A 21,324-nucleotide genomic window follows, 5' to 3' on the forward strand; every position below is an offset into this window, starting at 1 on the left:
GAAACCATGCGGTCCCTGCTTGAACCTTTTTATTTGCGGAACTACATTCGGATTGGTAGTCCAAGTAGTTTTTATAAAGGATTAAATAATATACTCAATAAGGGGATAAGGAAAATCTCCGTTTTTTTTATCATTTTAGTCTACTAAAATAGTAGACTAATTGTAGCGTGATGTTAAGTCAAAAAAAATAATAACCGGTCATGCAGAATTTTAAATATAACACACCCAGAGGAGGACTTGCTAGTTGCATTCAAATTGATAATGGGACAAATGGATGTTTTGAGTCAATACATTATCAATACACATTAGCAAATCATTCTATGAATCGTTATAAATACAGACCGCTTATCTGGGCGGCATTGGGCATGGCAGGTTTTACCAGTCCTGCTATCGGACAAAAGCAGGTTACCAAACAAAGTCAATACTGGATCAGATATTATGGGAAATATAAACTTTCCGATGATTGGGGGGTGAATCTGGAAGTTGAAGATCGCAGATATTTTAAAAATAACCGCCAGAGCAACTGGTTTTTGCCAAGGGTAGCTGTTGAAAGAAAATTAGGCAGTGGCTGGGCTGTAGGTGCGGGTTTTACTTACTATTTAGCTTCCAGCCCGCAGGATCCCGAACAGGAAACCGTCGTAACCGCTCCTGAACTTCGGCCACATCAGTATTTTACTTCTACTCAGAAATTAGGTAAACTCGGAGTACAGCACAGGTTTCAGATGGAGGAGCGCTGGATTCATAATAGTACCAGCACGGAACTGACTTCCGGTTATCATTTTCAGGGACGGGCGCGCTACCGCTTTCAACTCTCATACCCATTGGTAGAAACGAAATCAACAGTGGGAAGTCTGAAGGCAGTGGCCTTTGATGAGATCCTGCTGAACCTGGGACATAATATAGTAAACAACACTTTTGACCAGAACAGGATTTATGCAGGGCTTAATTATGGGATCTCTAAGTCCTTCCAGGCAGAACTCGGGTATATGAACTGGTTTCAGCAGCGCAGCAGCGGCAATCAGTATTATAACAGGGATATCTTAAGATTTACGCTCTATCATACCCTGAAACTTTATTAAACTAAATCATTTTCATTAAAACATTAAACACATTAAAATGCGTATTAAATCATTTATAGCCATATTGCTTCTGGGATCTTTTACCGCCGGTCTTGTGTCCTGCGGAGGTAAAAAGACCAAAAACGTAACTATATCAGGCGCATTTGCGCTATATCCATTAGGGGTTAAATGGACAGAACAGTATAAGCAAAACGCGCCTGATCTTCGCTTTGACGTTTCAGCAGGAGGTGCCGGTAAAGGCCTGACGGATGTACTGGCAGGCGCCGCTGATATTGCCATGTTTTCCAGGCAATTAACGCCGGCAGAAAAAGAAAAAGGTATCTGGGTCTTTGCTGTGGCAAAGGATGCGGTACTTCCAACCTTCAGTCTGAATAATCCGCTGGCAGACTTGATTCGTAAAAAAGGCCTGACCAAAGATCAGCTTAAAGAGGTCTATTTATCCGGTAAAACAAATATCAGCTGGGGTTCTTTACTGGATACCGCAGCCACGCAGCCGGTGGTGGTGTATACCCGTTCAGATGCTGCCGGGGCTGCCGATACCTGGGCTGATTATTTCGGAGGCAAACAGGAGAATATCAAAGGAACCGGTATTTATGGAGATCCGGGGTTAGCCGAGGCCGTTGGCAAGGATGCAAGCGGAGTAGGATTTAATAATGTTGCCTACGCTTATGACGTCACTACAGGCAAAAAAAGACCCGGTATTGATATCATACCTATTGATCAGAATAATAACAGAGTCATAGATCCTGAGGAGAATTTTTATCAAAATGCAGATAGTATTCTGCAGGCAATCTCAGATGGCCGCTATCCTTCACCTCCTGCAAGGGATCTGTATTTTATTACGAAAGGGAAACCTACCAATCCCGATATCGTTGCTTTTCTTAAATGGGTGCTGACAGATGGTCAGAAGTATGTAAAAGAAGCGGGTTATGTTCCGCTGACAGATGCCCACATTAAGGAGGAGCTGGCAAAATTGCGATAGGGTAGAGCATTTTACCATCATTAAATATTTTCAATTTTTGAATTATTACTAACTATAGAAAACAAACAAATAGATGGCAGCGTTACAAAGCCTTAGACTTCCGGCAAAATTGACAGACCGACTCTCCACCGGCTGGTTAAATTTTGCAGTTCTATTCTTGATCTTGCTACCCCTGGTAATAGGGGTGGGGCTGGTGATTAAATCACTGCCTTTGCTGGAGCAAGCCTCAACCTGGAAAATGCTTAGTTCTGCTGAGTTCTCTCCACAACAAGGGCATTTTGGTTTCTATGCCTTTATTATGGGGTCGGCTCTGGTAACGTTGCTCTCTTTTGTGTTATCTGCACCTGTTTGTTTATTGGCGGCCATTTATCTGACTGAATACAGCCCGGCCTGGCTTACACAGACCATGTATTTTGTGATAGATGTCTTAGCCGGGATCCCTTCCGTGGTCTATGGTGTATGGGGGGTACTGGTGGTGGTGCCTTTGCTGGCTGGTTATGTGGCACCGGCACTTGGTCTTTCTACCACAGGTTATTGTTTACTCTCCGGGGGAGTGGTACTGGCTATTATGGCCGTGCCTTATATGCTGAATATGTTAATGGAGGTTTTTAGAAGTGTCCCCGTTGAATTAAAGGAGGCTTCTTTATCCCTGGGAGCTACTTACTGGGAGACCATTAAGTGGGTCGTGCTCAGAAAAGGGATAACAGGGATTATAGCAGCCCTGAGCCTGGGGATTTCCAAAGCCCTGGGAGAGACCATTGCTGTATTAATGGTCGTGGGTAATGTGGCCAAAGTGCCCAAAAGCGTATTTGACGCTGCTTATCCTTTGCCGGCACTCATTGCCAATAATTATGGAGATATGATGTCTGTACCACTCTATGATTCGGCACTGATGTTTGCGGCTTTATTATTATTTGTCATTATACTGGTTTTTAATAGCATTACCAATGTATTGTTATCAAGAGTGAAAGAGGTATAAAGGGTTGATCTTTTGGAACAAAATGGATAAAACAAAGACATGCAGAATAGAAAAATACTGGAAGAAAAATTCTTTTTATGGTTGATGCGTCTGGTTACGCTGTCTATCATACTGGTTTTTCTTTTCATCATGGGGATTATTATTAAAAAAGGGTTTCATGCCATGACCTGGGAAATGATCAGCCAGGAGCCTAAAGGAGGCTTTTATTTTGGGAAAGGCGGTGGCATCTTAAATGCCATTGTGGGATCTCTGTATCTGGCTCTGGGGTCTACATTTTTTGGCCTGTTGCTGGGGCTGCCGGTCGCACTGGGCATGAACGTTCACTGGATAACTAAAACCAGGTTTGTGGGCGCGTTACGTTTTTTACTGGATGCGCTTTGGGGAGTTCCTTCCATCGTTTTTGGTGCCTTCGGATTTGCGCTTATGGCTTATCTGGGCCTGAGAGCTTCTCTTTTAGCAGGTATAATCACCGTTACTTTATTTATAGTGCCAATTTTTATCAGAGCCTTCGATGAGGTCTTAAGGACCGTACCGGAAGGACTGATGGAGGCAGCCTATAGTCTGGGTGCCAATAAAACCCAGATTGCATTTACTGTATTTTTCAGACAGGCGCTGCCTGGCTTTATCACCGCAATATTGTTAGCCTTCGGAAGAGGAATCGGAGACGCGGCCTCCGTTCTGTTTACCGCCGGCTATACTGACCATATTCCGCAAACCATCCAAGATCCAACTGCTACATTGCCGCTTGCCATATTTTTTCAGTTAAGTTCACCGATTCCGGAAGTGAAAGCCAGGGCCTATGCTGCCGCATTGATACTGACGATTATAATTTTAATCATCAGTGTCGTATCCAGGTTATCCACCCGGCGGTTTAAAAAGAATATTTTGTAATTATTTAAGTGTTATTAGTCATGTCAGCTAGTTATCCAATCCCAGGAAATAAAATCAGATTAACCGAGTCCTTTGATGCGGGTTTTTTAGAAGAACCCTCTTTTAAGGCTGGAAGTCTGGATGCAGATGGGCAGATTGAACAGAGTATAAGTACTCCCCAACAAAACGCCTATTCAACAAATGATCAAAAAGCCCCGGCCATATTAAGCATTAAAAACTTTAATGTTCAGGCCGCAGGATCGACTATTTTAAAAAATATTAATCTGGAGATTCCTAAAGGTAAAATTACTGTTTTATTAGGCCCTTCAGGATGTGGAAAGACGACGCTATTAAAATGCTTAAACAGACTCTCTGATCTGCATCCAAGTTTAAAGGTAAATGGGAAGATATTAATTGACGGGGAGGATATTTTCCATCCAACGCAGGATCTGACTAAAATCCGTCAGAAAATGGGACTGCTTTCTCAAAGGCCTTTCCCGCTGCCGATGTCCATCTATAAAAATATCGCTTATGGCCTGAAAATTAAGGGTATAAGAGATAAAAAGGTCATAAAGGAGAAAGTAGAGAAGCATTTAAAGGACGTCGGATTATGGGAGGAAGTGAAAGACCGGCTCCATGGTCCTGCAGCTAGGCTCTCCATTGGCCAGCAACAAAGGCTCTGCCTGGCCAGAGGCCTGGCAGTCGGCCCGGAAATCATCCTGGCCGATGAACCGACCTCAGCACTGGATCCAATTTCCAGCAGAAAGATTGAAGAGGAATTTTTAAGGCTAAAAGAGGATTATACCCTGATTGTGGTCACACATATTCTAAGACAGGCCAGAAGGCTGGCGGATCATATCGTATTTATGTATTTTGGGGAGGTAATTGAACAGGGAACTCCGGATGAGATCTTTAATCATCCAAAATCAGACATTTTAAAGCAATATTTACAAAGCGGGCACTAAGAATTAGGGGTAATTTTAAAAAGAATTCAATTAAAGGATTGATTTTTGGAATAAATCTTTATTTTTGCCCCCTCGAATTTTGAAGTGATTCAAAATTTGGGGCCTATAGCTCAGCTGGTTAGAGCACCTGACTCATAATCAGGGGGTCCCTGGTTCAAGCCCAGGTGGGCCCACTTAATTATCAAGCAGTTATGATCTAGAATCATAGCTGCTTTTCTCTTTTTTGGAAATTTGCAAACAATTTGCAAGCAATTCAGGGACCATCAACATATTTTGAAGCTCCGAATAATTACATGATTAAAGAAGGGTATTATAATTTCTACGACTCGCGGCAATGGGAGGGTATTTTTGGCGTTTTTCATCTATAATTGTATAAATTATATGTATGAATTTAATAAAAATGAATTATGTCAAAGGCTTAACATTTTTTATGGCTAGTCTTGTAATGATTTGCTGTAATGACAATAATAATTTTAATAAATTAAGTATAACATATGACCAAATCGATAGTATAAAATTTTATATTCGACAATATAAAGTGTATGCTGCAAAATTAAATGGCCCTATATATTCTAGAGAATATAATTATGGATATTTTCCCATTGATCATCTAATACAAATTAAAGATTATAATGGCAACATATCTAGCCTGAAAGAATTAGATTCATTAGATAACAAAGATTTGTCAGGCTTAAAGTCTGTTATTAAACGATTATCATTGATGCATATAACCGGATGTGAATATTATGGTAATGGACAGGTTGATTTTTTAGTGTTTGATTATGGCCCCCTTCCTAATGGCCCACTTGTATCAGCTTATGAATATAGGTATATAAGCGAATTTAAAGATACGGTACTATCTACTGACTTTTTTCAAGGTTTTTTTGATGTTCTTGATTCTAAAAATGGGCTTTACTTATTAAGGTTAGGTCGACGTTATTAATATTATTACTCGATTATCGGATGATTCTTAGAAGCGGTAGAACGAGTTACCGGTATGGTGGCCAGGGAGACTATGCGGAGAAGGATGGAGAGACAGACTGGAATACGTTTTGAACTGAGGATGTAGGATTCCAGAATAGCCAGATTGCGGACAGTGGATTTCAAAGGTCAATTTGCTATGGGAGAAGACACGGTCAATCGTTGCATGTTGCAAATAAAATAGGAGACCCGGAATTTGAAGAAATGCATTCAGGGCAATGGCAATATAATGGGGTAATGAAAGGTGTAAATACTATTAGACAATCAGCTACGAATAGAAAATTCTCTAAATGATGGAAAAGAACGACTTTATACGATTAAGTATGATAGTATCTCATGCTTTAAGGCATGACCCGCAATCTTATAATATCATTTTAGATTCTCAAGGTTGGGTTTTACTTTCTGATTTGGTTGCCGCTATGAATTCTAATGGGATGCAAATTAGCAAAGACGATATTATTGAAATGGTTAATTCCTCCCAAAAGAAACGCCATCAGATAATAGATGGGAAAATTAGAGCTTATTATGGGCACTCCCTAAAAACTAAAATCTTGAAACCTGAAATCGAACCGCCTCAGTATTTATACCATGGTACAATAAAGGCTAATTTAGATAAAATTATGGAAAATGGCTTACTTCCCATGGAAAGGCAATTTGTCCATTTATCTGAAGACGAAATAACCGCGGAATTGGTAGGAAAGAGAAGAGTCGGTATTTTGATTATACTTAAAGTGAAGGCTAAAAAAGCATTTTTAGACAATATTAAATTTTATAAAGAAGAAAACGGTATTTGGTTGTCTGATCCAATACCACCAAAGTATATTCTATGTCAATGAAGTTATAGAAATTGAAGGTCTTTTTGCGATGGATACTGGAGCGCCATAGCCTAACTTATTTTGTTTACCCTTCAGTTGAAGCAGAAGTTGAAGAATATGTGGGAATTATAAATAAATTGACATGAAGAGCTGCACAGCCTTTAGGACCGGCTCATCCTTGAGAATTCAGATCAGAGATTGGTAAGTGTACAAAGAGAATGGCAGGCTTTACAATTATATACAGAACTGGAAGCTGAACGCTTTAGTCATGAGTTTTCTTTCGAATTTATTAAGAAGGCTGATCTGGATCTATCTGGCTTCGTTATGCCATCCATGATGGTTCAACCCTTAATAGAAAATGCAATTCATCACGGCCTCAGGCATCACATAAAACCTGGATTGCATTTATCTGTTATAATGGAGCATATCAATGAAACACTTAAGATCACAGTAGAGGATAATGGTGTCGGGATGGTCGATCCAAAACCGGACGGAGTGAAGCAGGAGGGCAAACTTCGATCTTTAGGTGTAACGATGATCCGGGAAAGAATTGGAATTATCAATGGAGCGCTGCACGGGAATATTGGATCTTTAGAGATCATAAATAAAGGAATTGCGCCTGGCGAAACGGGAAATGAGACCGAAAATGAAAGCGGGGTAAAAGCCGTTTTAATACTACCCATTTTTGCATCGGAGAGTGATTTATCTCAATTGACAGGCATGTAATGTATATGCCAACAGTTAGATGCTTGCAGCATCTTCAAGAGTGCTGATGGAGTTCGGTTGCATTGGGCGCTGGAGTGCTAATAATAACTCACTTAGTTTTATTGTCGGGCACAATATTATCGCTCTGCCATTTTGTACTTTTCTATTTATATATATCAAAAGGGGAATTCCTTTTCTCTTTTTTATGTTTCCTGGCACAGGTCGACCCAAGCGGATCTTTATTATACTATAACAGCTGACACTTGATTTCATATCTATGGTCACCTTTAGTTATAAGAAATAATCTTGTAGCTCTCTGCTTGAAAAGCATACGCAGATGCCTATAGATATCGATGGAGTCTTTGGTTAGTCTTCTGCCTAAAGAAAAAATTACAGGATTGATTGCTTGTCATTGTAGTCGCCATTTTAATACTTGCCAGCCATGACTATTACAAGCGGCTACTTTAACAGCACTTTTTTATTTCCGATTGCGTAAATGCATTTCCCGATAAAGTAAATCTGTTCGACGGCTTAAGGTGAACTTCGCGCACGAAAATCCATAATATGAAATATAAGCATAGCTCAATTCGTTTGTTTATTCTCTTTTTAGCTCTTGTCAGTTCGACCTCAATTTTCGCTCAGACTAAAACCGGATCCGTCAAGGGAACGGTTACTACCAAAGACGGAAAAGCGGCAGTTGGTATCGATGTCGTTGTAAAAGCTTTAAATAAAGGAACAAATTCTGATGAAAAAGGTAAATATATAATTAAAGACCTTGTACCTGGTCAATATACACTGAAAATATCCGGACTCGGTATCGCGAACCAGGAAAGAAAAATTATTATCGCAGAAGGGAAAAGCCGGGAGGAAGACTTTAAATTAGATATCAGTTTTCAGCAATTGGAAGATGTTGTCGTTTATGCAGGACAATATAATTACCAAACTGACCATAGTGAGGACGTTGCCAAAATGCCTTTAAATAATATTGATAACCCACAGGTTTATAGCGTTGTGACAAAAGAACTATTAAAGGATCAGTTCAATACCAATATCACTCAGGCCTTAAATAACGTTCCTGGCGCTGTAGCGAGTACGGATCCTGCCGGGGGGGGCAGTATTACGGTGCGTGGATTTACTTCGGAACCTTCCGCGCGTAACGGTATGCCTTTCATTGCTGCCGGTCGTTCCTCGCTTGATCCGGTTAATATTGAAAGTATTGAAGTCTTAAAAGGGCCGGCAGCCACCTTGTTCGGTAATGCGATCACTTCCTACGGCGGTGCCGTAAACCTGGTCACCAAAAAACCTTTTGAAACATTCAAAGGTGAAGTGTCGTATTCAATGGGTAGCTGGGGTCTAAACAGGGTGACAGCAGATATCAATACCCCTTTAAATTTAGAAAAAACTGCCTTGTTCAGGGTTAATGCAGTTGCCAACAAGCAAAATAGTTATATGTCTGCCGGGCATATGAACCGTTATGCATTTGATCCGAGCCTGCTTTTAAAAGTGAACGACAGGCTGACCTTGTCCTTTGATCTGGAACTTTATCAGGAAGATGGCAACAGGGTGCCTTACCTACGTTTTGATTCACTGGTAAAGAATAATGGGGTTAAAAATGTAAGCGAGCTGCCGATAGGATATCGGACATCCTTATATGCAGATAATTTTAATGCGGTTGTCAATACACAGCGCGCCTATTTCCAGGCCAGATACGAGATTGCCAAAAACTGGACTTCTTTGACTAACCTGTCAGTCAATAATGAAAATGTGACCAGTTATCAGGGGTATCCAACATTTTATAATATTGACTCCATCAAGCGGAGTATCTCCTTATATGGAGTCACCACTACCAATTTTGACATACAGCACAATTTACAGGGAGACTTTTTAATCGGTGGTATCCGCAACAGGTTTGTCTGGGGCCTGGATTATCTGTCCTCTAAAAGTGATATGACTTATTCCAGTGGATTCATAGATGGTATTAATATTAATAAAACCATAATCCCGGTGACCAAAGAGCAGGCCGATTATGCCATTTCTTCAAACGGATATGTGGCCCTTTATCCTTCTGAATGGTTGCACTATGCCACTTATATCTCTGATCTTGCGAATATAACCGATCGGTTAATGGCGCTAGCCAGCGTGCGGATAGACCGGTATGAACGTAAAGGCAGTGCTCCGTATGGACAGACGTCTGCCGCCCCCAGGTTTGGTTTGGTGTATCAACCAGTAAAAGGCGTCCTGTCGCTTTTTGGTAATTATATGAGTGGCTTCCAAAATAACAGTCCATCTGTGCAGCCCGACGGAACACAGATAAATTTCAAGGCTTCCTATGCAAGACAGTGGGAAGCGGGGATCAAAGTGGATGGTTTTTCGAAGAGGCTGACCGCCTCGCTGAGTTATTATAACATTGACATTAATGACGCGCTGCGGACGGATGGCAGCGGCTTTGTCTATCAGGACGGCAAACAGCGAAGCAAAGGAATAGAGCTGGACCTGACTGCCAGTCCTGCTCCCGGCTTAAACCTAACTGGCGGATATGTATACAATGACAATCAATATATTAAAGCGACCTCCAATGAAGGAAAGCAAAGTCAGTTTAATCCTAAGACCATCGCTAATTTTTGGGTAAGTTACAAGTTTCTGGCCCAATCCGCGCTTAAAGGCTTCGGACTCGGCTTCGGAGGCAACTATGCAGATAAAAGCTATTATGATGCGAGTAACACAATCATAGTACCTTCCTATACGATTTTTAACGGAAGTGTCTTTTTTGAACAGGAAAAATGGCGTGCAGGGATAGCGCTGAATAATATAGGGAATAAAAAGTACTGGTCGCACTCTTTCACAGCTAATCCCCAGCCTTTGCGCCAGGTTACGGCCAGTGTTTCACTCAAGTTTTAATTGTTTGGGGACGGCAGGTAAATAATATTGCAGTAGAAATGGGTTCCTTTATTATTCCGCAAGGATAATAAAGGAACCCATTTCTATAATTGGACTGTGACCCATATTTACAGCATTCGCATGGAAGTTGGTAATTCAGGGATAGAAAAGGTGTCAAATTATAAGCCGCAGTTATTTATATTGTACAAATACCGGACTTAAAATATAATTGTTATTGATTGGGCTGGTGACAGAGGTGCTGGTAATGATGCTGTCTCCAAGTGCATTTACCGTGGATTCCTGAGTGGTGGTCGTTTTTATTGCCGGGATAACGGCAGCGTTGCTTTCGTCATAAAGCACGACCGCATCTGCTCCCACCTTTCGTCCCTGTTCTATAAGCGTATTTTTTGCTTTTTCAGAAATATCAGACAGTAAGGTATATGGATTGCCTTTAAACTCCGCTCTGCCCAAAACGATATAAGGCGTTGAAATATCCTTGGCATAAAGATACATGTCCACCTTGTCCGTGGGGGTAGTACTTCTCCCGTAATAATTAACGCGTAAAGCGGAACAGGAACTCAATATGAGCAGGATTCCCAAAATAACAGTAAGCTTTTTCATGGTGTATGTCTTATAAGATGTTATATATGCTATTGTTTTACAGTTATATAGACTCAAATTTATTCAATCCGTTTAATGGATTTAAAAAAGGGCAACCAGGGCGTGTTCATGAATAGCGGACCTTTAAAAATATATGCCCGTATAACGGATTATAATTAATAACGGCCCGGACGAGTTTTGCTTTAAGGGATTTGCCTTAACTTTATTGTAGTTATTAAACGGATAACCGCAGTCCTATAAATTGTTTTTTATTAGATAGCGGAGCTAAGGTAATAAAATTGTTGGTCCCGGCTGCCTCAAGCATCTTAATTCTTATTATTTGCATCTTGGTTATAGGATATTTTTGGGCTTTAAAAATCTAAAAAGAAGCAATATGGCCTATGGTATGCATACCGGGTCTGATTTATTGGTTTTCTTTATTTATATATTATGGTCATTCAACAGCTTTTTAAACTTTTTGCAGTATCACTATGCCTGTTTGGGACGGCAGAGCAGGTATTTAGCCAACACCGGAGCTTCTCTATAACCCAGGACACTGAGGCACATACAATTGACATCCGGATAAACGGGCAGCCCTTTACGTCTTATAGGTATCCGGATTCCCTGATGAAACCGGTCCTGTATCCCATTATAACGGCAAAAGGGGATACGATTACCAGGGGATGGCCACTGATCCCAAGAGCAGGTGATCATATTGATCACCCGCATCATATTGGGCTTTGGTTTAATTATGAAAATGTGAACGGACTGGATTTCTGGAATAATTCCTCCGGTATTCCGGCATCCAAAAAACAGCAGTATGGCAGCATACGCCATTATTCAGTAGATACCATGTGGGCGGATGCGCATAAAGCCGTGCTTGGTACGACGGCGTTCTGGCTAAAACCAGACGGTACCAGGCTGCTAAGACAACAGACAACCTACTTGTTTTCAGGTAAAGGAAGTATGCGTAGTATTACCATGACGGTCAGGTTAACGGCACTCGGGGAAGACGTCGTCTTTAAGGACACTAAAGATGGCCTGATTGGCCTGAGGGTGCGCACAGAACTGGAGCAGCCCTGCGAAACGCCGGAAAAATATATAGATAATTTGGGGAAGGCGGCTAATTTTAAAATGCCTAGTAAGGACCGGGCTACCGGACATTACCTGAGCAGTGAGGGTTTAAAAGGGGACTCGGTCTGGTCCTCGCGCGGTAAATGGGTCGCTCTATATGCAACACTGAATCATAAGCCGGTATCAGTGGTTATCCTGGATCATCCGGGGAATGTAGGCTACCCTACTTATTGGCATGCCAGGGGCTACGGATTATTTGCGGCCAATCCTTTTGGTCAGGGCGTTTTTGGCAAAGGGCTGGCTCCTTTGGATGTTCGTTTAAAACCGGGGGAGTCCGTTATATTTAAATACAAGGTACTAATTCAGCAAGGGGAGCCGTCTACGGTAAGTCAGATTAATAAAGCGGCTGCTGCTTTTGCGGCAGAGTAAAGGACAGATTTTGTGTTCAGTTTTTTAGGCAAAAACCTGTAAGACGTTACCGACTGACCAGGGATCTTTTATTTCCCAAAGTATCCAGCGCCAGTATCTGTGGATTTCCTGAAGAGTCTACATAAATCTGCATTCTGGGCCTGCCTTTATGATCAAATAAAAAGAGCCCGGACTCGTCTTTAATCGTTCTTCCTATAAACACCCTCCTTTTAGAGCCTTGCCGCTCCATTAAGGCTGCCATTGCACTGACTTGCCTTAGGCTATCCGGTATGTTTTTGATACTGTCTGCTGAAGCGATAAGATCAGTCAGGGTCGCCCCTACCGGAAATTCGTTAATGGCCATACCTCTTCTGACACTGGCCTTGCCGTCCTTATAGAACTCCTCATCAACAAGCTGAAGCACCTGGTCGTTGCGGTAGTTGTCCATGGTAAAGGACATGTCCTTATGGATCTGCCCGTTTGTCTGCTGCTGACTCATGGTCAGCCCCCCGCATTCATTGCCATTATTGTCAAAAAATATAATGCCTGCCGGGCGCTCCCTTGCAGCGAGAGGCTTGCCATCGATGACCCCCGGATTTTGTCTTTTTTCATTGCTGAGCACCATGCGCAGCGTGCCGTCTTCGCCGATCAGATTGAGTTTTTTCAGGGTTAATTCTTCTCGGGCCATTTGCCGGCTTGTAGCGTAGAGCCAGCCAAAGAGTCCACCGAATATCAGGGTCACTAGAATCAGACAGATGGAGAGTGTTCTGATCTGATTTTTAAATTTTTGTTCAGACATAGGGTATAATTTTTATTGTGTATCCTAACGCCTCCATTTCTTTCGCACTATATATATTCAGGATGAATAAGAAGGGTTAGAGCTGCCCCGAATGAGTATCATTATTATTTGTATTCTTTTTTGTCTGAGAGCCCTTTTGCGGCAATAGCAACAGATCCCGGTCCATTCGCAGGATACCCAGAAAAAAGGCTGCGCCGCTTATTGCATAAAGATAGATAAATTTTAAAGGGAGTCCAAGTGTCGTTACTAGCTAAAAGATTGCCGGTAGGCCAGTGGAGACTGGTTGGTTTTGCTTTTGAAGAGTTTACTGAAAGACTGAGAATGTTCAAATCCCAATCCGTAAGCGATCTCACTGACCGTTAAATCGGTGGAGCTTAATTGCTCTTTGGCTAATTCAATGAGCTTATTATGGATATGTTGCTGGGTGCTTTGCCCTGTCAGTACTTTAAGTAAGCTGCTCAGGTAATTAGCCGATACATTTAGCGCCTCTGCCACAAACTGGACAGTAGGGATGCCCGTTTGATGTAGTGCGCCGTCTCTAAAATAATCCGAGAGCAATTTTTCTAAACGGTCCAAAATGGTATGGTTGGAGATTTTCCTGGTCAGAAACTGCCGGTGATAGAACCGTTCTGCATAGGTTAATAATAGTTCCAGCTGGGCGATCATCACTTCCCTGCTATAGTCATCCATCCGGCTTTCATATTCCTGGCGGATATTATTCAGCAGGTTTATAATGATGGCTTCTTCCTTGTCGGATAATAGTAAAGCCTCATTTACGCTATATCCAAAGTATTCATATTGTTTGATTTTATGGGCAAGCTGCGTATTCCAAAGCAGATCGGGATGTATCAATAGCAGCCATCCTTCGTGATTGGCATCATCCGACTCCCTTTTGATTTCAAAAATCTGCTGAGGCGCCATAAACATCATTACACCTTCATCAAAATCATATTGCTGCTGACCATACCGGAATTTTCCGGTGCAGTTCTTTTTCAGGGCGATGGTATAAAAATCATTGATCAGAACATGCGGATTTTCTAAAGGGTCATACTGCATGGATGCGATGTCAATAACACTAATCAGCGGATGCTCCGGAGATCCCAGACCTCTTAGCCGGTGCGCCTCGGTAATCGTATGTAGTCGGTAAATTGGTGAATGACTCATGGTTGTATAAAGTAAAAGAGAAAAGCGTAAAACAGATTATACTTGTTAAAGGTAAAAAAGAAAGCCCTAATCTCAGGCTTTCTTTTCTGTCAGTTGATCCAATGATAAAAGTGTGTTCTCGTGAAGACGGATATTGGCAGCCTCCATATTCTCTTTTAAGTGAGCGGTGCTGGAAGTACCGGGTATCAGCAAGAGATTTGGGGCATGATGCAGTAACCAAGATAGCCCTATTTGGGCCGGAGTCACTTCCAGGTCCCTGGCAATGCTGATTACAAGGGGATGTTTGGTCACCTGACTGATTCCCGGGAATCCGGCCGAGCCAAGAGGGAAAAAGGGTACCCAGGCGATGTGATGGTCAAGACATAACTGTAAAATAGGCTCGTCCTCCCGGTTCAGCAGGCTATAGGCATTCTGGACACAGGCAATTTTTGCAGGAAGCGCCTTTTGAACCTGCTCCAGACTGGCATTACTAATACCAAACCCCTCTATTTTGCCGGCGTCCCTTAGCTGAATCATGGCCGCAATCTGATCATCCAATAATACCTGCTGGTTTTGGGGGACGGGTCCTCCACCCGGTACAGAGGGCATCATCCGTAAATTCACCACGGAGATACGGTCAATTTGAAGGCATCTGAGGTTGTCTTCCACCCCGGCAATCAATTCTTCCGGCCTTTGGGCCGGAACCCAGCCGCCGGTGTTGTCTCTTTGGGCCCCGATCTTTGTGACCAGAACCAAATCTGGTGCATAAGGATGGAGCGCTTCTTTTATTAATTGGTTGGAAACGTCCGGCCCGTAATACTGCGCCGTATCGATGTGATTGACACCCAGCTGGATAGCGGTCTTCAGTACGGCAATGGCTGCTTTTTTATCCTTAGGGGGCCCCCACACACGGGGCCCTGGGAGTTGCATGGCTCCAAAACCGATCCGGTTTACTTTGTGGCCGGCCAGAAGGCCGTTATTGTCTGTAGTATTATTCTTCGATGCGTCGTTTGTTGTCATCATATCTGTCTTTTTTATACTGTAAAATTAGCTCACTAGATTCAAAGCAAAGATGGCGATTGCTTTTAGTCTAAATGTAACCAAATCTCCTTTTGTTGTAGCCTTATTTTTAATGGTGTAGTAAATTAAATAAGACAAAAGGCAAAGAGCGGCATATTTTACCCTGCCTGCAAGGACCGGGTCATTGGTGTAGAAGATCCGGGTATGCCTGCAGTACCCTAAAGAATTGGCCTTAACTAATTTTGAATGCTTATCTTGCAATGAGCCTCAGATTCACTGTTCAAAAATCCTGATACGTTATGCATTTTTCGTTTTCTAATCATAAAAGACTGTCCTTTAGTGTCTTATCTGTACTTGTAATGTTTAGCCTTTGTCTTTTGGGGAATTCTTTGTTTGGGCAGTCAGGTCTTGATTTTAATATTCAGGATTTTGGTGCGGTGGGAGATGGCTTTACTTTAAACACCGAGGCCATTCAAAAGGCGGTTGACAAAGCCAGTCAGCGGGTGGCCACGGCAATGGAAGCGGGAGACAGAGACGCAAGAGCTACTGTAGTCTTTCCGGCAGGTAGCTACCTGAGCGGTACCCTTCAGTTAAAATCCAACGTGACGCTACATCTGGATAAAGGAGCGGTTTTACTGGGAAGTACGGATCCGAAGGACTATCACGCCCTTGACAGACCGGGGCATCCGGTCAGTCCCAAGCAGGACGATAACTCTGCCATAGCTTTAATCGCGGCATTTAAAGCAGAAAACATTGGAATCACCGGCCCCGGGACTATTGACGGACAGGGGACAGCCCTGGCCCTGCATATTGACAGCCTGATCCGTATTGGGCAAATGCAGGATCCTAATTATGCCAGGGGTGCGCTGCGGCCGAGTGAAACTTTACGCCCGAAACTCTTACTTTTCTCCCTTTGCAGGGACGTGCAACTCGAAGGCGCTACCCTGAAAAACTCCGCCTGCTGGGGACTTTCTTTTGAACTTTGCGAAAGGCTGCGGCTAAGTAAGCTTCAGGTCGTGAATATGGCTTATTGGAATAATGATGGCACCGATCTGACCGACTGTAAGAATGTCCGCATCACGGATTGTGAATTTAATACAGCTGATGATGGTATCTGTTTAAAATCCTATTATCCGGGTCATGCCAATGACTCGTTTTATATTGCTGATTGCAGGGTCCGCTCCGGAGCCAGCGCCATTAAGTTCGGCACGGCCTCTTACGGAGGATTTAAAAACATTAGCATACATAATATTGAAGTGTATGATACGTACAGGTCCGCTATTGCCATCGAGTCAGTCGATGGGGCTGCCATTGAAAATGTAAAGGTCACGGATATAACGGCCCGCAGTACTGGAAACGCAGTCTTTATCCGACTCGGTCACCGGGCGGGGGCGCAGCCGGGCAGTATTAAAAATGTTTATATAGGCCATATTAAGGTACAGATTCCTTTTGGGAGGCCAGATATGGCCTATGACTTGAGGGCCACCGAACCCGGATTTCATAATACATTTCCTGCTTCCATTACCGGGATCCCGGGGGCGGAGGTAGAAAATATTAAACTGGAGGATATAGAGATTACTTACCCCGGAAGAGCCTCCAGGGCTCAGGCGTATTTTTCCCTTAGCCGCCTGAGTGAATTCCCGGAAAAAGTACAAAACTATCCGGAATTCTCGATGTTTGGTGAGGTGCCGGCCTGGGGACTCTTTATCCGTCATGCTAAAAATATTCAGCTCAGTAATATCCGTTTACAGCTGGCGGCGGATGATTTCAGGGCAGCCATAGTAATGGATGATGTAAACGGGGTTACGCTACATCAGATTAAGCTGCCCAAAGGGTATCACACGGGACAGATTCTGGTCAAAGATGGTAAAGAGGTTCAATTAAAGTCGTCGGATGGTTTAGCTATTGAAAGGCTTTAACGGTCCGTCAGGGGTAAGCGGATAATGATCCAGTGCTGCCTTTAATCTTTTTTGTATCCGGGTGGCCAAAGATTTAGGGGTAATGACCTGAACGGCTTCTCCCATTGCCAGTAGGTCTTTTTCCAGCTCAAAATTCAGTACTACATCTATTCTAAAGGTCGTTTGCTGCGGCTCCTTTTTTAATATTTGTTGAGAAGCATGTAACGGTTTTGTAACCAGATAAGGCGCATTGGCAGCATCCACGGTAAAAATAACTTTATGTGCCCTGTCGGCCTTACTTTTGGTGACTCCGATCAGATCACGATAATAGATGTCAAAGTCGACGCCTTCATATGGGTGAAAAACAAGTGCAGCGGCAGGTTGCACCTCTTTTATCCGGTCAAGGGCCAGATTTAGCAACTGATCGCCTTTCTGGCTGGCACAAATCAAAAACCACCGGTTTCTAAATTCTTTTAACAGGTACGGATGATAGTTCGCCAGGTGGGCTTCTTTTGCCTTAAAAGACTGATAGGTAATCCGGACAGGCTTTTTTTGCTGGATATATTGATATAATGGTGTGATAAATTGTAACCCTTTTACGCTGTCATTGCCTTCAAACTGAATATAGTTTTGTTGCTTATGGGTGGTCTTATGCAAATTGTTCTCCAGACGGGCAATAAGTTCACTGATATCTTCCAGGTAACTAAAACCGTTGAATTGCTTTAATAAACCAATGACTTCTTTTAATTTTTCCACTTCTGAATCCGTTATCGGAGCATGGGTAATACTATAATCCGGCTGGGCGTAATAGTAATATTTACGATCTGATACTTCAATAGGGGCATTATACCCTAATTTATCACTGCGCATTATCTGGATATCATTTTGAATGGTTCGTTTACTCACGCCGTTTTCAATACCTTCTCTTTCATATAATACTTCGGAGACCTTGTCAATGAGGTCATCCAGCGTCCATTTGCGCACCTTATTGCGCAGGCAATCATCAATTGTTTTATACCGGATAAGGGCTAGTTTATTAAGTGCCATTAGGATCAGGGTTTATTTGTTGAGTAAGCTGGTGTAAATGTAATGCATTCACTACGCAGTCTGGCTGCGTAGTGAAGTAATTAAAGGTAAGCGACAAAACCCGCGACCGATTTATTTGGATAAAAGCTATCTGGTGTTTTAGTTGTTATCTGTAAATCAATCTCTTATAGTGCATCTGAAAATTTTTTTAAAAATTATTTTTACTACGCAGATTCACTGCGTAGTCCCACATGCATCTTTGTGCTGTCCTTTAAAGACGTGATGCGTGTATGTTTTTACTGGTATTTGTTCCAGGGAATGCACCCGTTGTAGTCATTCGTATCCTTTCGCTGGATATTCGAACGGGCTATCCAGCTTTTCGGGACGGTGTTTATGAGTCACCTTTTACTCATATCCACGGGTTCGAATCCCACATTGTTGTTTCAAGCAATGAACGCTAATTGGTAGGCGAAATAGTATTGTAGTTACTATTTATGAATGAGAAGTTTTAGGGCGATTCTTCAAAAAAAGAGCCCACCAGGTAGTATTAAACGGGGGTGCGCTTTACCGGTTACCTGTTGTTCTTTCAAGAGATTTTAGCCAGTTGGCTGGCAGGTAAAAGCTGTACGCAGTGATACGGCTGCCAACCAGGCTACCTTGTAAAAGAGAGGTAACGGAAGCCTTGCAGGGCTTGTAAACCTGTTATATTAAGATAAGTGTCTGCAGTTCAACCGGCGGTCATGACGCGCCTGGTTGCTGCCTCGACTTTCTGAAAAAGGCGGTGGCAGTTTCCAGGTAAATAGAGATCCTGATCAACGGTTAACTAAGACTGATTTTAAATGACTTGTTTCCGCAACGCGGGGTTAGAAGCGTATCCTGGTTTAAAACAAATTGTATAAAAGATTAAAATGTAGGATCATGAAAAAGTTGAAAATAGCCTCCTATCAGGTGGGGCTTGTGTTTAAGGCAAAAGAATTGCAGGGTGTTTTGCCCTGTGGCACTCATTATATCTGGGGAGATAAACAGGTGGAAGTACACAACAAAAAAGGCGCCTTTAAAAGCGCAGTTTTAGATAAGGAGCTGCTGTTGGAAAATGAAGAGCTGGCAGCTATGGTAGAAAGGATTCAGGTCGGGGATGGTGAATTACAGTTATTATTTGAAGATGGAATTTTTCTTCAGGTACTTCCCGTTGGTAAATATGCCTTCTGGAAAGAATCCGTGAAAAGAACATTTCTAAAGGTGAATCTGGAAGATCTGTATGTGGATACTTCCATAAACAGGGCCGTTTTGGAAACGCCTCAGATAAAACCTTATATCAGAAAGCTGGCTGTTCCCCAACAACGCAAAGGACTGTTATTTGTGGAGGGTAAATTTGTGGAACTGTTGGAAGCCGGCAGCTATTACTACTGGCAAAGCAGCAAACAACTGGAATTGAAGACCATTGATTACCGAATCCAGCAAATGGAAATATCAGGACAGGAGTTGTTGTCTAAGGATAAGGCAACGCTTAGAGTGAGCTTTTTTATTCAGTATGAGGTGGTTGACTTAATAAAAGCGGTTACGGTCAGTAAAGATTATGAGAAACAGTTGTATCTGACGGTTCAATTAGTCTTACGATCCTTTATAGGTGCCCTGTCCCTGGATGAATTACTGGGCAGAAAAGATACGGCCGGACAGGAGCTGTTGGAGACGCTGGCTGCAAAATCAACGCCTTTCGGGGTCCGCATTCTGGATGCAGGTATCCGGGATGTGATATTAACCGGAGAGATGAAAAATATAATGCATCAGGTATTGGAGGCAGAAAAGCAGGCGGAGGCCAATAGCATTATGCGAAGGGAGGAGACTGCTGCCACCAGAAGCATGCTGAATACTGCTAAGATGATGGAAAACAATAGCATCCTGTGGAAACTAAAGGAAATGGAGTATATAGAAAGGATTGCGGATAAAATCGGCACCATTTCTCTGTCTGGTAACAGTAGTATGATTACCCAGCTAAAAGAAATTTTCGTCAAGTAATCATCTGATGCATGCCGAAGTTTAAAATAGGTCAGCTTTTAAGCAACCGGGTAATTTTCTGGAGTTCAGTTAATTACCCGGTTTTCTGTTTTGCTATTACAGCCTAGATTGTTAAGCAATCCTAATTGTTGAATCACAATTTGGTCATTAGGTTTATCTCTAGTATGTTCGTACATACCTACATAATAATGATTACGCTTTTACCTGAAAAGATGGTTGGGCGTTATTGGGAAGGTGTTATTGTTTTTTCGGCAGCGTTTAAATAGAGCAGCGTAAGGGACGCTATCATCCCTTTATGATTACTTAATAATATCAGATAATCACCATGAAACTAGAGATTAAGCATGATAGTCCGCTACCGCTGCATGTGCAGGTGGAGGAACTCATGAGAAAATTACTGGAACAGCCCAGGTACAGGGATGGTGCTTTGTTACCTAAAGAAGTGGAACTTAGCAATTTGCTGGGTGTCTCCAGAAACACCATCCGTCAGGCGACCAATAAGCTGGAAAATGAAGGGCTGCTTGTCCGCAAAAAAGGCGTCGGAAGTAAAGCGGCCCCTAAAAAACCCTTATATACCGGCCTTGATCATTGGTATAGTTTTACCAATGAAATGCGGGAAAGAGGCATTGAGGTCCTTAACCTGAGTCTGGAAGTGAGGTGGGTACAGGCAGATAAAAAACTGGCCGCTTTCTTTAACATCGAGGAGGGACGCAAAGTACTTAAGCTGAGTAAATTGAAAGGCACAAAGGAAGGCCTGCAGCCCATCGTGTACTTTGAAAGTTATTTTCATCCCAGAATAGGCGTGGATGAGCAGGATGATTTTAATATCCCGCTTTATGCCATGCTGGAAAAAAAATACGGGGTCCGGGTCGTGAAGTCCTCAGAGAATATCAGTGCTTTAATGGCGGGCAAGATGGCTAAAAGGCTGCAAATTAAACCGGAGGATCCGATTTTATACAGAGAACGGTTTGTCATGGACGCCGGGGACCGTCCGATTGAATACAATACCGGTTACTACCGTTCAGACAGGTTTATATATTCCATTAATATCAATAAGGCTTAAATCCCTTGCTTTTTACTATTATTT

The 21,324-nt window shown here is 42.5% G+C and carries 18 protein-coding genes and 1 tRNA gene; 14 read left to right on the forward strand and 5 right to left on the reverse strand.

Annotated elements, in window-relative coordinates; translation table 11 throughout:
- The first annotated feature begins 320 nt into the window (after positions 1-320).
- The 10 genes from BLU80_RS06695 to BLU80_RS06740 all read left to right on the forward strand — a co-directional run bounded on the left by BLU80_RS06695 (position 321) and on the right by BLU80_RS06740 (position 10,274).
- The gene (locus BLU80_RS06695) at positions 321-1,079 is read left to right on the forward strand and encodes a DUF2490 domain-containing protein (RefSeq protein WP_211481776.1); all 759 of its coding nucleotides are present in this window, start codon (positions 321-323) and stop codon (positions 1,077-1,079) included.
- A gap of 37 nt (positions 1,080-1,116) precedes the next feature.
- Positions 1,117-2,061 (forward strand): PstS family phosphate ABC transporter substrate-binding protein, encoded by a 945-nt coding sequence (locus tag BLU80_RS06700; RefSeq protein ID WP_091395505.1) that lies wholly within the window; start codon positions 1,117-1,119, stop codon positions 2,059-2,061.
- A 73-nt stretch (positions 2,062-2,134) separates the two neighbouring features.
- Positions 2,135-3,040 carry a phosphate ABC transporter permease subunit PstC gene (pstC, locus tag BLU80_RS06705; RefSeq protein ID WP_091395509.1) on the forward strand — a complete coding sequence of 302 codons (906 nt, stop codon included), beginning with the start codon at positions 2,135-2,137 and terminating at the stop codon, positions 3,038-3,040.
- Between the two features lie 39 nt (positions 3,041-3,079).
- A complete protein-coding gene (locus tag BLU80_RS06710; protein ID WP_091395512.1) occupies positions 3,080-3,931 on the forward strand; it encodes a PstA family ABC transporter permease in 852 nt (283 codons plus the stop codon).
- A gap of 20 nt (positions 3,932-3,951) precedes the next feature.
- A complete protein-coding gene (locus BLU80_RS06715; protein ID WP_091395517.1) occupies positions 3,952-4,875 on the forward strand; it encodes a phosphate ABC transporter ATP-binding protein in 924 nt (307 codons plus the stop codon).
- Positions 4,876-4,974: 99 nt separating this feature from the next.
- Positions 4,975-5,048, forward strand: a tRNA-Ile gene (locus BLU80_RS06720).
- A gap of 212 nt (positions 5,049-5,260) precedes the next feature.
- Positions 5,261-5,818 (forward strand): hypothetical protein, encoded by a 558-nt coding sequence (locus BLU80_RS06725; protein WP_091395520.1) that lies wholly within the window; start codon positions 5,261-5,263, stop codon positions 5,816-5,818.
- 328 nt (positions 5,819-6,146) lie between these two features.
- A complete protein-coding gene (locus tag BLU80_RS06730) occupies positions 6,147-6,692 on the forward strand; it encodes an RNA 2'-phosphotransferase (RefSeq protein ID WP_211481777.1) in 546 nt (181 codons plus the stop codon).
- 177 nt (positions 6,693-6,869) lie between these two features.
- On the forward strand, positions 6,870-7,397 hold the full coding sequence (locus BLU80_RS06735; protein WP_091395523.1) for a LytS family sensor histidine kinase: 528 nt from the start codon (positions 6,870-6,872) through the stop codon (positions 7,395-7,397).
- Positions 7,398-7,940: 543 nt separating this feature from the next.
- On the forward strand, positions 7,941-10,274 hold the full coding sequence (locus tag BLU80_RS06740) for a TonB-dependent receptor (protein WP_091395526.1): 2,334 nt from the start codon (positions 7,941-7,943) through the stop codon (positions 10,272-10,274).
- A 171-nt stretch (positions 10,275-10,445) separates the two neighbouring features.
- Here BLU80_RS06740 and BLU80_RS06745 read toward each other — a convergent pair whose 3' ends face one another.
- The gene (locus BLU80_RS06745) at positions 10,446-10,874 is read right to left on the reverse strand and encodes a lipoprotein (RefSeq protein ID WP_091395529.1); all 429 of its coding nucleotides are present in this window, start codon (positions 10,872-10,874) and stop codon (positions 10,446-10,448) included.
- A 429-nt stretch (positions 10,875-11,303) separates the two neighbouring features.
- On the opposite strand from BLU80_RS06745, the gene BLU80_RS06750 reads away from it, so the two are divergent.
- Positions 11,304-12,356 carry a DUF6807 domain-containing protein gene (locus tag BLU80_RS06750; protein WP_091395532.1) on the forward strand — a complete coding sequence of 351 codons (1,053 nt, stop codon included), beginning with the start codon at positions 11,304-11,306 and terminating at the stop codon, positions 12,354-12,356.
- A gap of 46 nt (positions 12,357-12,402) precedes the next feature.
- Here BLU80_RS06750 and BLU80_RS06755 read toward each other — a convergent pair whose 3' ends face one another.
- The 3 genes from BLU80_RS06755 to BLU80_RS06765 all read right to left on the reverse strand — a co-directional run bounded on the left by BLU80_RS06755 (position 12,403) and on the right by BLU80_RS06765 (position 15,300).
- Positions 12,403-13,134, reverse strand: coding sequence for a hypothetical protein (locus tag BLU80_RS06755; protein WP_091395535.1), 732 nt, complete (start codon positions 13,132-13,134; stop codon positions 12,403-12,405).
- Between the two features lie 246 nt (positions 13,135-13,380).
- On the reverse strand, positions 13,381-14,298 hold the full coding sequence (locus tag BLU80_RS06760; protein WP_091395538.1) for a helix-turn-helix domain-containing protein: 918 nt from the start codon (positions 14,296-14,298) through the stop codon (positions 13,381-13,383).
- A gap of 72 nt (positions 14,299-14,370) precedes the next feature.
- Positions 14,371-15,300, reverse strand: a complete 930-nt coding sequence (locus BLU80_RS06765; protein ID WP_211481778.1) for an oxidoreductase — start codon at positions 15,298-15,300, stop codon at positions 14,371-14,373.
- 296 nt (positions 15,301-15,596) lie between these two features.
- On the opposite strand from BLU80_RS06765, the gene BLU80_RS06770 reads away from it, so the two are divergent.
- Positions 15,597-17,216, forward strand: coding sequence for a glycoside hydrolase family 28 protein (locus BLU80_RS06770; RefSeq protein ID WP_211481779.1), 1,620 nt, complete (start codon positions 15,597-15,599; stop codon positions 17,214-17,216).
- Here BLU80_RS06770 and BLU80_RS06775 read toward each other — a convergent pair.
- Positions 17,196-18,242 (reverse strand): helix-turn-helix transcriptional regulator, encoded by a 1,047-nt coding sequence (locus BLU80_RS06775; protein ID WP_091395543.1) that lies wholly within the window; start codon positions 18,240-18,242, stop codon positions 17,196-17,198. The genes BLU80_RS06770 and BLU80_RS06775 overlap by 21 nt on opposite strands.
- Before the next feature lie 897 nt (positions 18,243-19,139).
- Here BLU80_RS06775 and BLU80_RS06780 point away from each other — a divergent pair.
- Together BLU80_RS06780 and BLU80_RS06785 are read left to right on the forward strand one after the other, a co-directional pair.
- On the forward strand, positions 19,140-20,237 hold the full coding sequence (locus tag BLU80_RS06780) for a slipin family protein (RefSeq protein ID WP_211481780.1): 1,098 nt from the start codon (positions 19,140-19,142) through the stop codon (positions 20,235-20,237).
- A gap of 325 nt (positions 20,238-20,562) precedes the next feature.
- Positions 20,563-21,300, forward strand: a complete 738-nt coding sequence (locus tag BLU80_RS06785) for a GntR family transcriptional regulator (protein ID WP_091395546.1) — start codon at positions 20,563-20,565, stop codon at positions 21,298-21,300.
- Positions 21,301-21,324: the final 24 nt, after the last annotated feature.

It is taken from the genome of Arachidicoccus rhizosphaerae (genome assembly GCF_900107765.1).
Lineage (GTDB): Bacteria > Bacteroidota > Bacteroidia > Chitinophagales > Chitinophagaceae > Arachidicoccus > Arachidicoccus rhizosphaerae.

What these genes read in the sequence shown, in the direction of transcription:
- BLU80_RS06745 (WP_091395529.1), bottom strand. Translation starts at nt 10,874, where the DNA reads ATGAAAAAGCTTACTGTTATTTTGGGAATCCTGCTCATATTGAGTTCC.
- BLU80_RS06730 (WP_211481777.1), top strand. Translation starts at nt 6,147, where the DNA reads ATGATGGAAAAGAACGACTTTATACGATTAAGTATGATAGTATCTCAT.
- BLU80_RS06760 (WP_091395538.1), bottom strand. Translation starts at nt 14,298, where the DNA reads ATGAGTCATTCACCAATTTACCGACTACATACGATTACCGAGGCGCAC.
- BLU80_RS06765 (WP_211481778.1), bottom strand. Translation starts at nt 15,300, where the DNA reads ATGATGACAACAAACGACGCATCGAAGAATAATACTACAGACAATAAC.
- pstC (WP_091395509.1), top strand. Translation starts at nt 2,135, where the DNA reads ATGGCAGCGTTACAAAGCCTTAGACTTCCGGCAAAATTGACAGACCGA.
- BLU80_RS06780 (WP_211481780.1), top strand. Translation starts at nt 19,140, where the DNA reads ATGAAAAAGTTGAAAATAGCCTCCTATCAGGTGGGGCTTGTGTTTAAG.
- BLU80_RS06695 (WP_211481776.1), top strand. Translation starts at nt 321, where the DNA reads ATGAATCGTTATAAATACAGACCGCTTATCTGGGCGGCATTGGGCATG.
- BLU80_RS06770 (WP_211481779.1), top strand. Translation starts at nt 15,597, where the DNA reads ATGCATTTTTCGTTTTCTAATCATAAAAGACTGTCCTTTAGTGTCTTA.
- BLU80_RS06755 (WP_091395535.1), bottom strand. Translation starts at nt 13,134, where the DNA reads ATGTCTGAACAAAAATTTAAAAATCAGATCAGAACACTCTCCATCTGT.
- BLU80_RS06785 (WP_091395546.1), top strand. Translation starts at nt 20,563, where the DNA reads ATGAAACTAGAGATTAAGCATGATAGTCCGCTACCGCTGCATGTGCAG.
- BLU80_RS06740 (WP_091395526.1), top strand. Translation starts at nt 7,941, where the DNA reads ATGAAATATAAGCATAGCTCAATTCGTTTGTTTATTCTCTTTTTAGCT.
- BLU80_RS06750 (WP_091395532.1), top strand. Translation starts at nt 11,304, where the DNA reads ATGGTCATTCAACAGCTTTTTAAACTTTTTGCAGTATCACTATGCCTG.
- BLU80_RS06775 (WP_091395543.1), bottom strand. Translation starts at nt 18,242, where the DNA reads ATGGCACTTAATAAACTAGCCCTTATCCGGTATAAAACAATTGATGAT.
- BLU80_RS06725 (WP_091395520.1), top strand. Translation starts at nt 5,261, where the DNA reads ATGAATTTAATAAAAATGAATTATGTCAAAGGCTTAACATTTTTTATG.
- BLU80_RS06715 (WP_091395517.1), top strand. Translation starts at nt 3,952, where the DNA reads ATGTCAGCTAGTTATCCAATCCCAGGAAATAAAATCAGATTAACCGAG.
- BLU80_RS06700 (WP_091395505.1), top strand. Translation starts at nt 1,117, where the DNA reads ATGCGTATTAAATCATTTATAGCCATATTGCTTCTGGGATCTTTTACC.
- BLU80_RS06710 (WP_091395512.1), top strand. Translation starts at nt 3,080, where the DNA reads ATGCAGAATAGAAAAATACTGGAAGAAAAATTCTTTTTATGGTTGATG.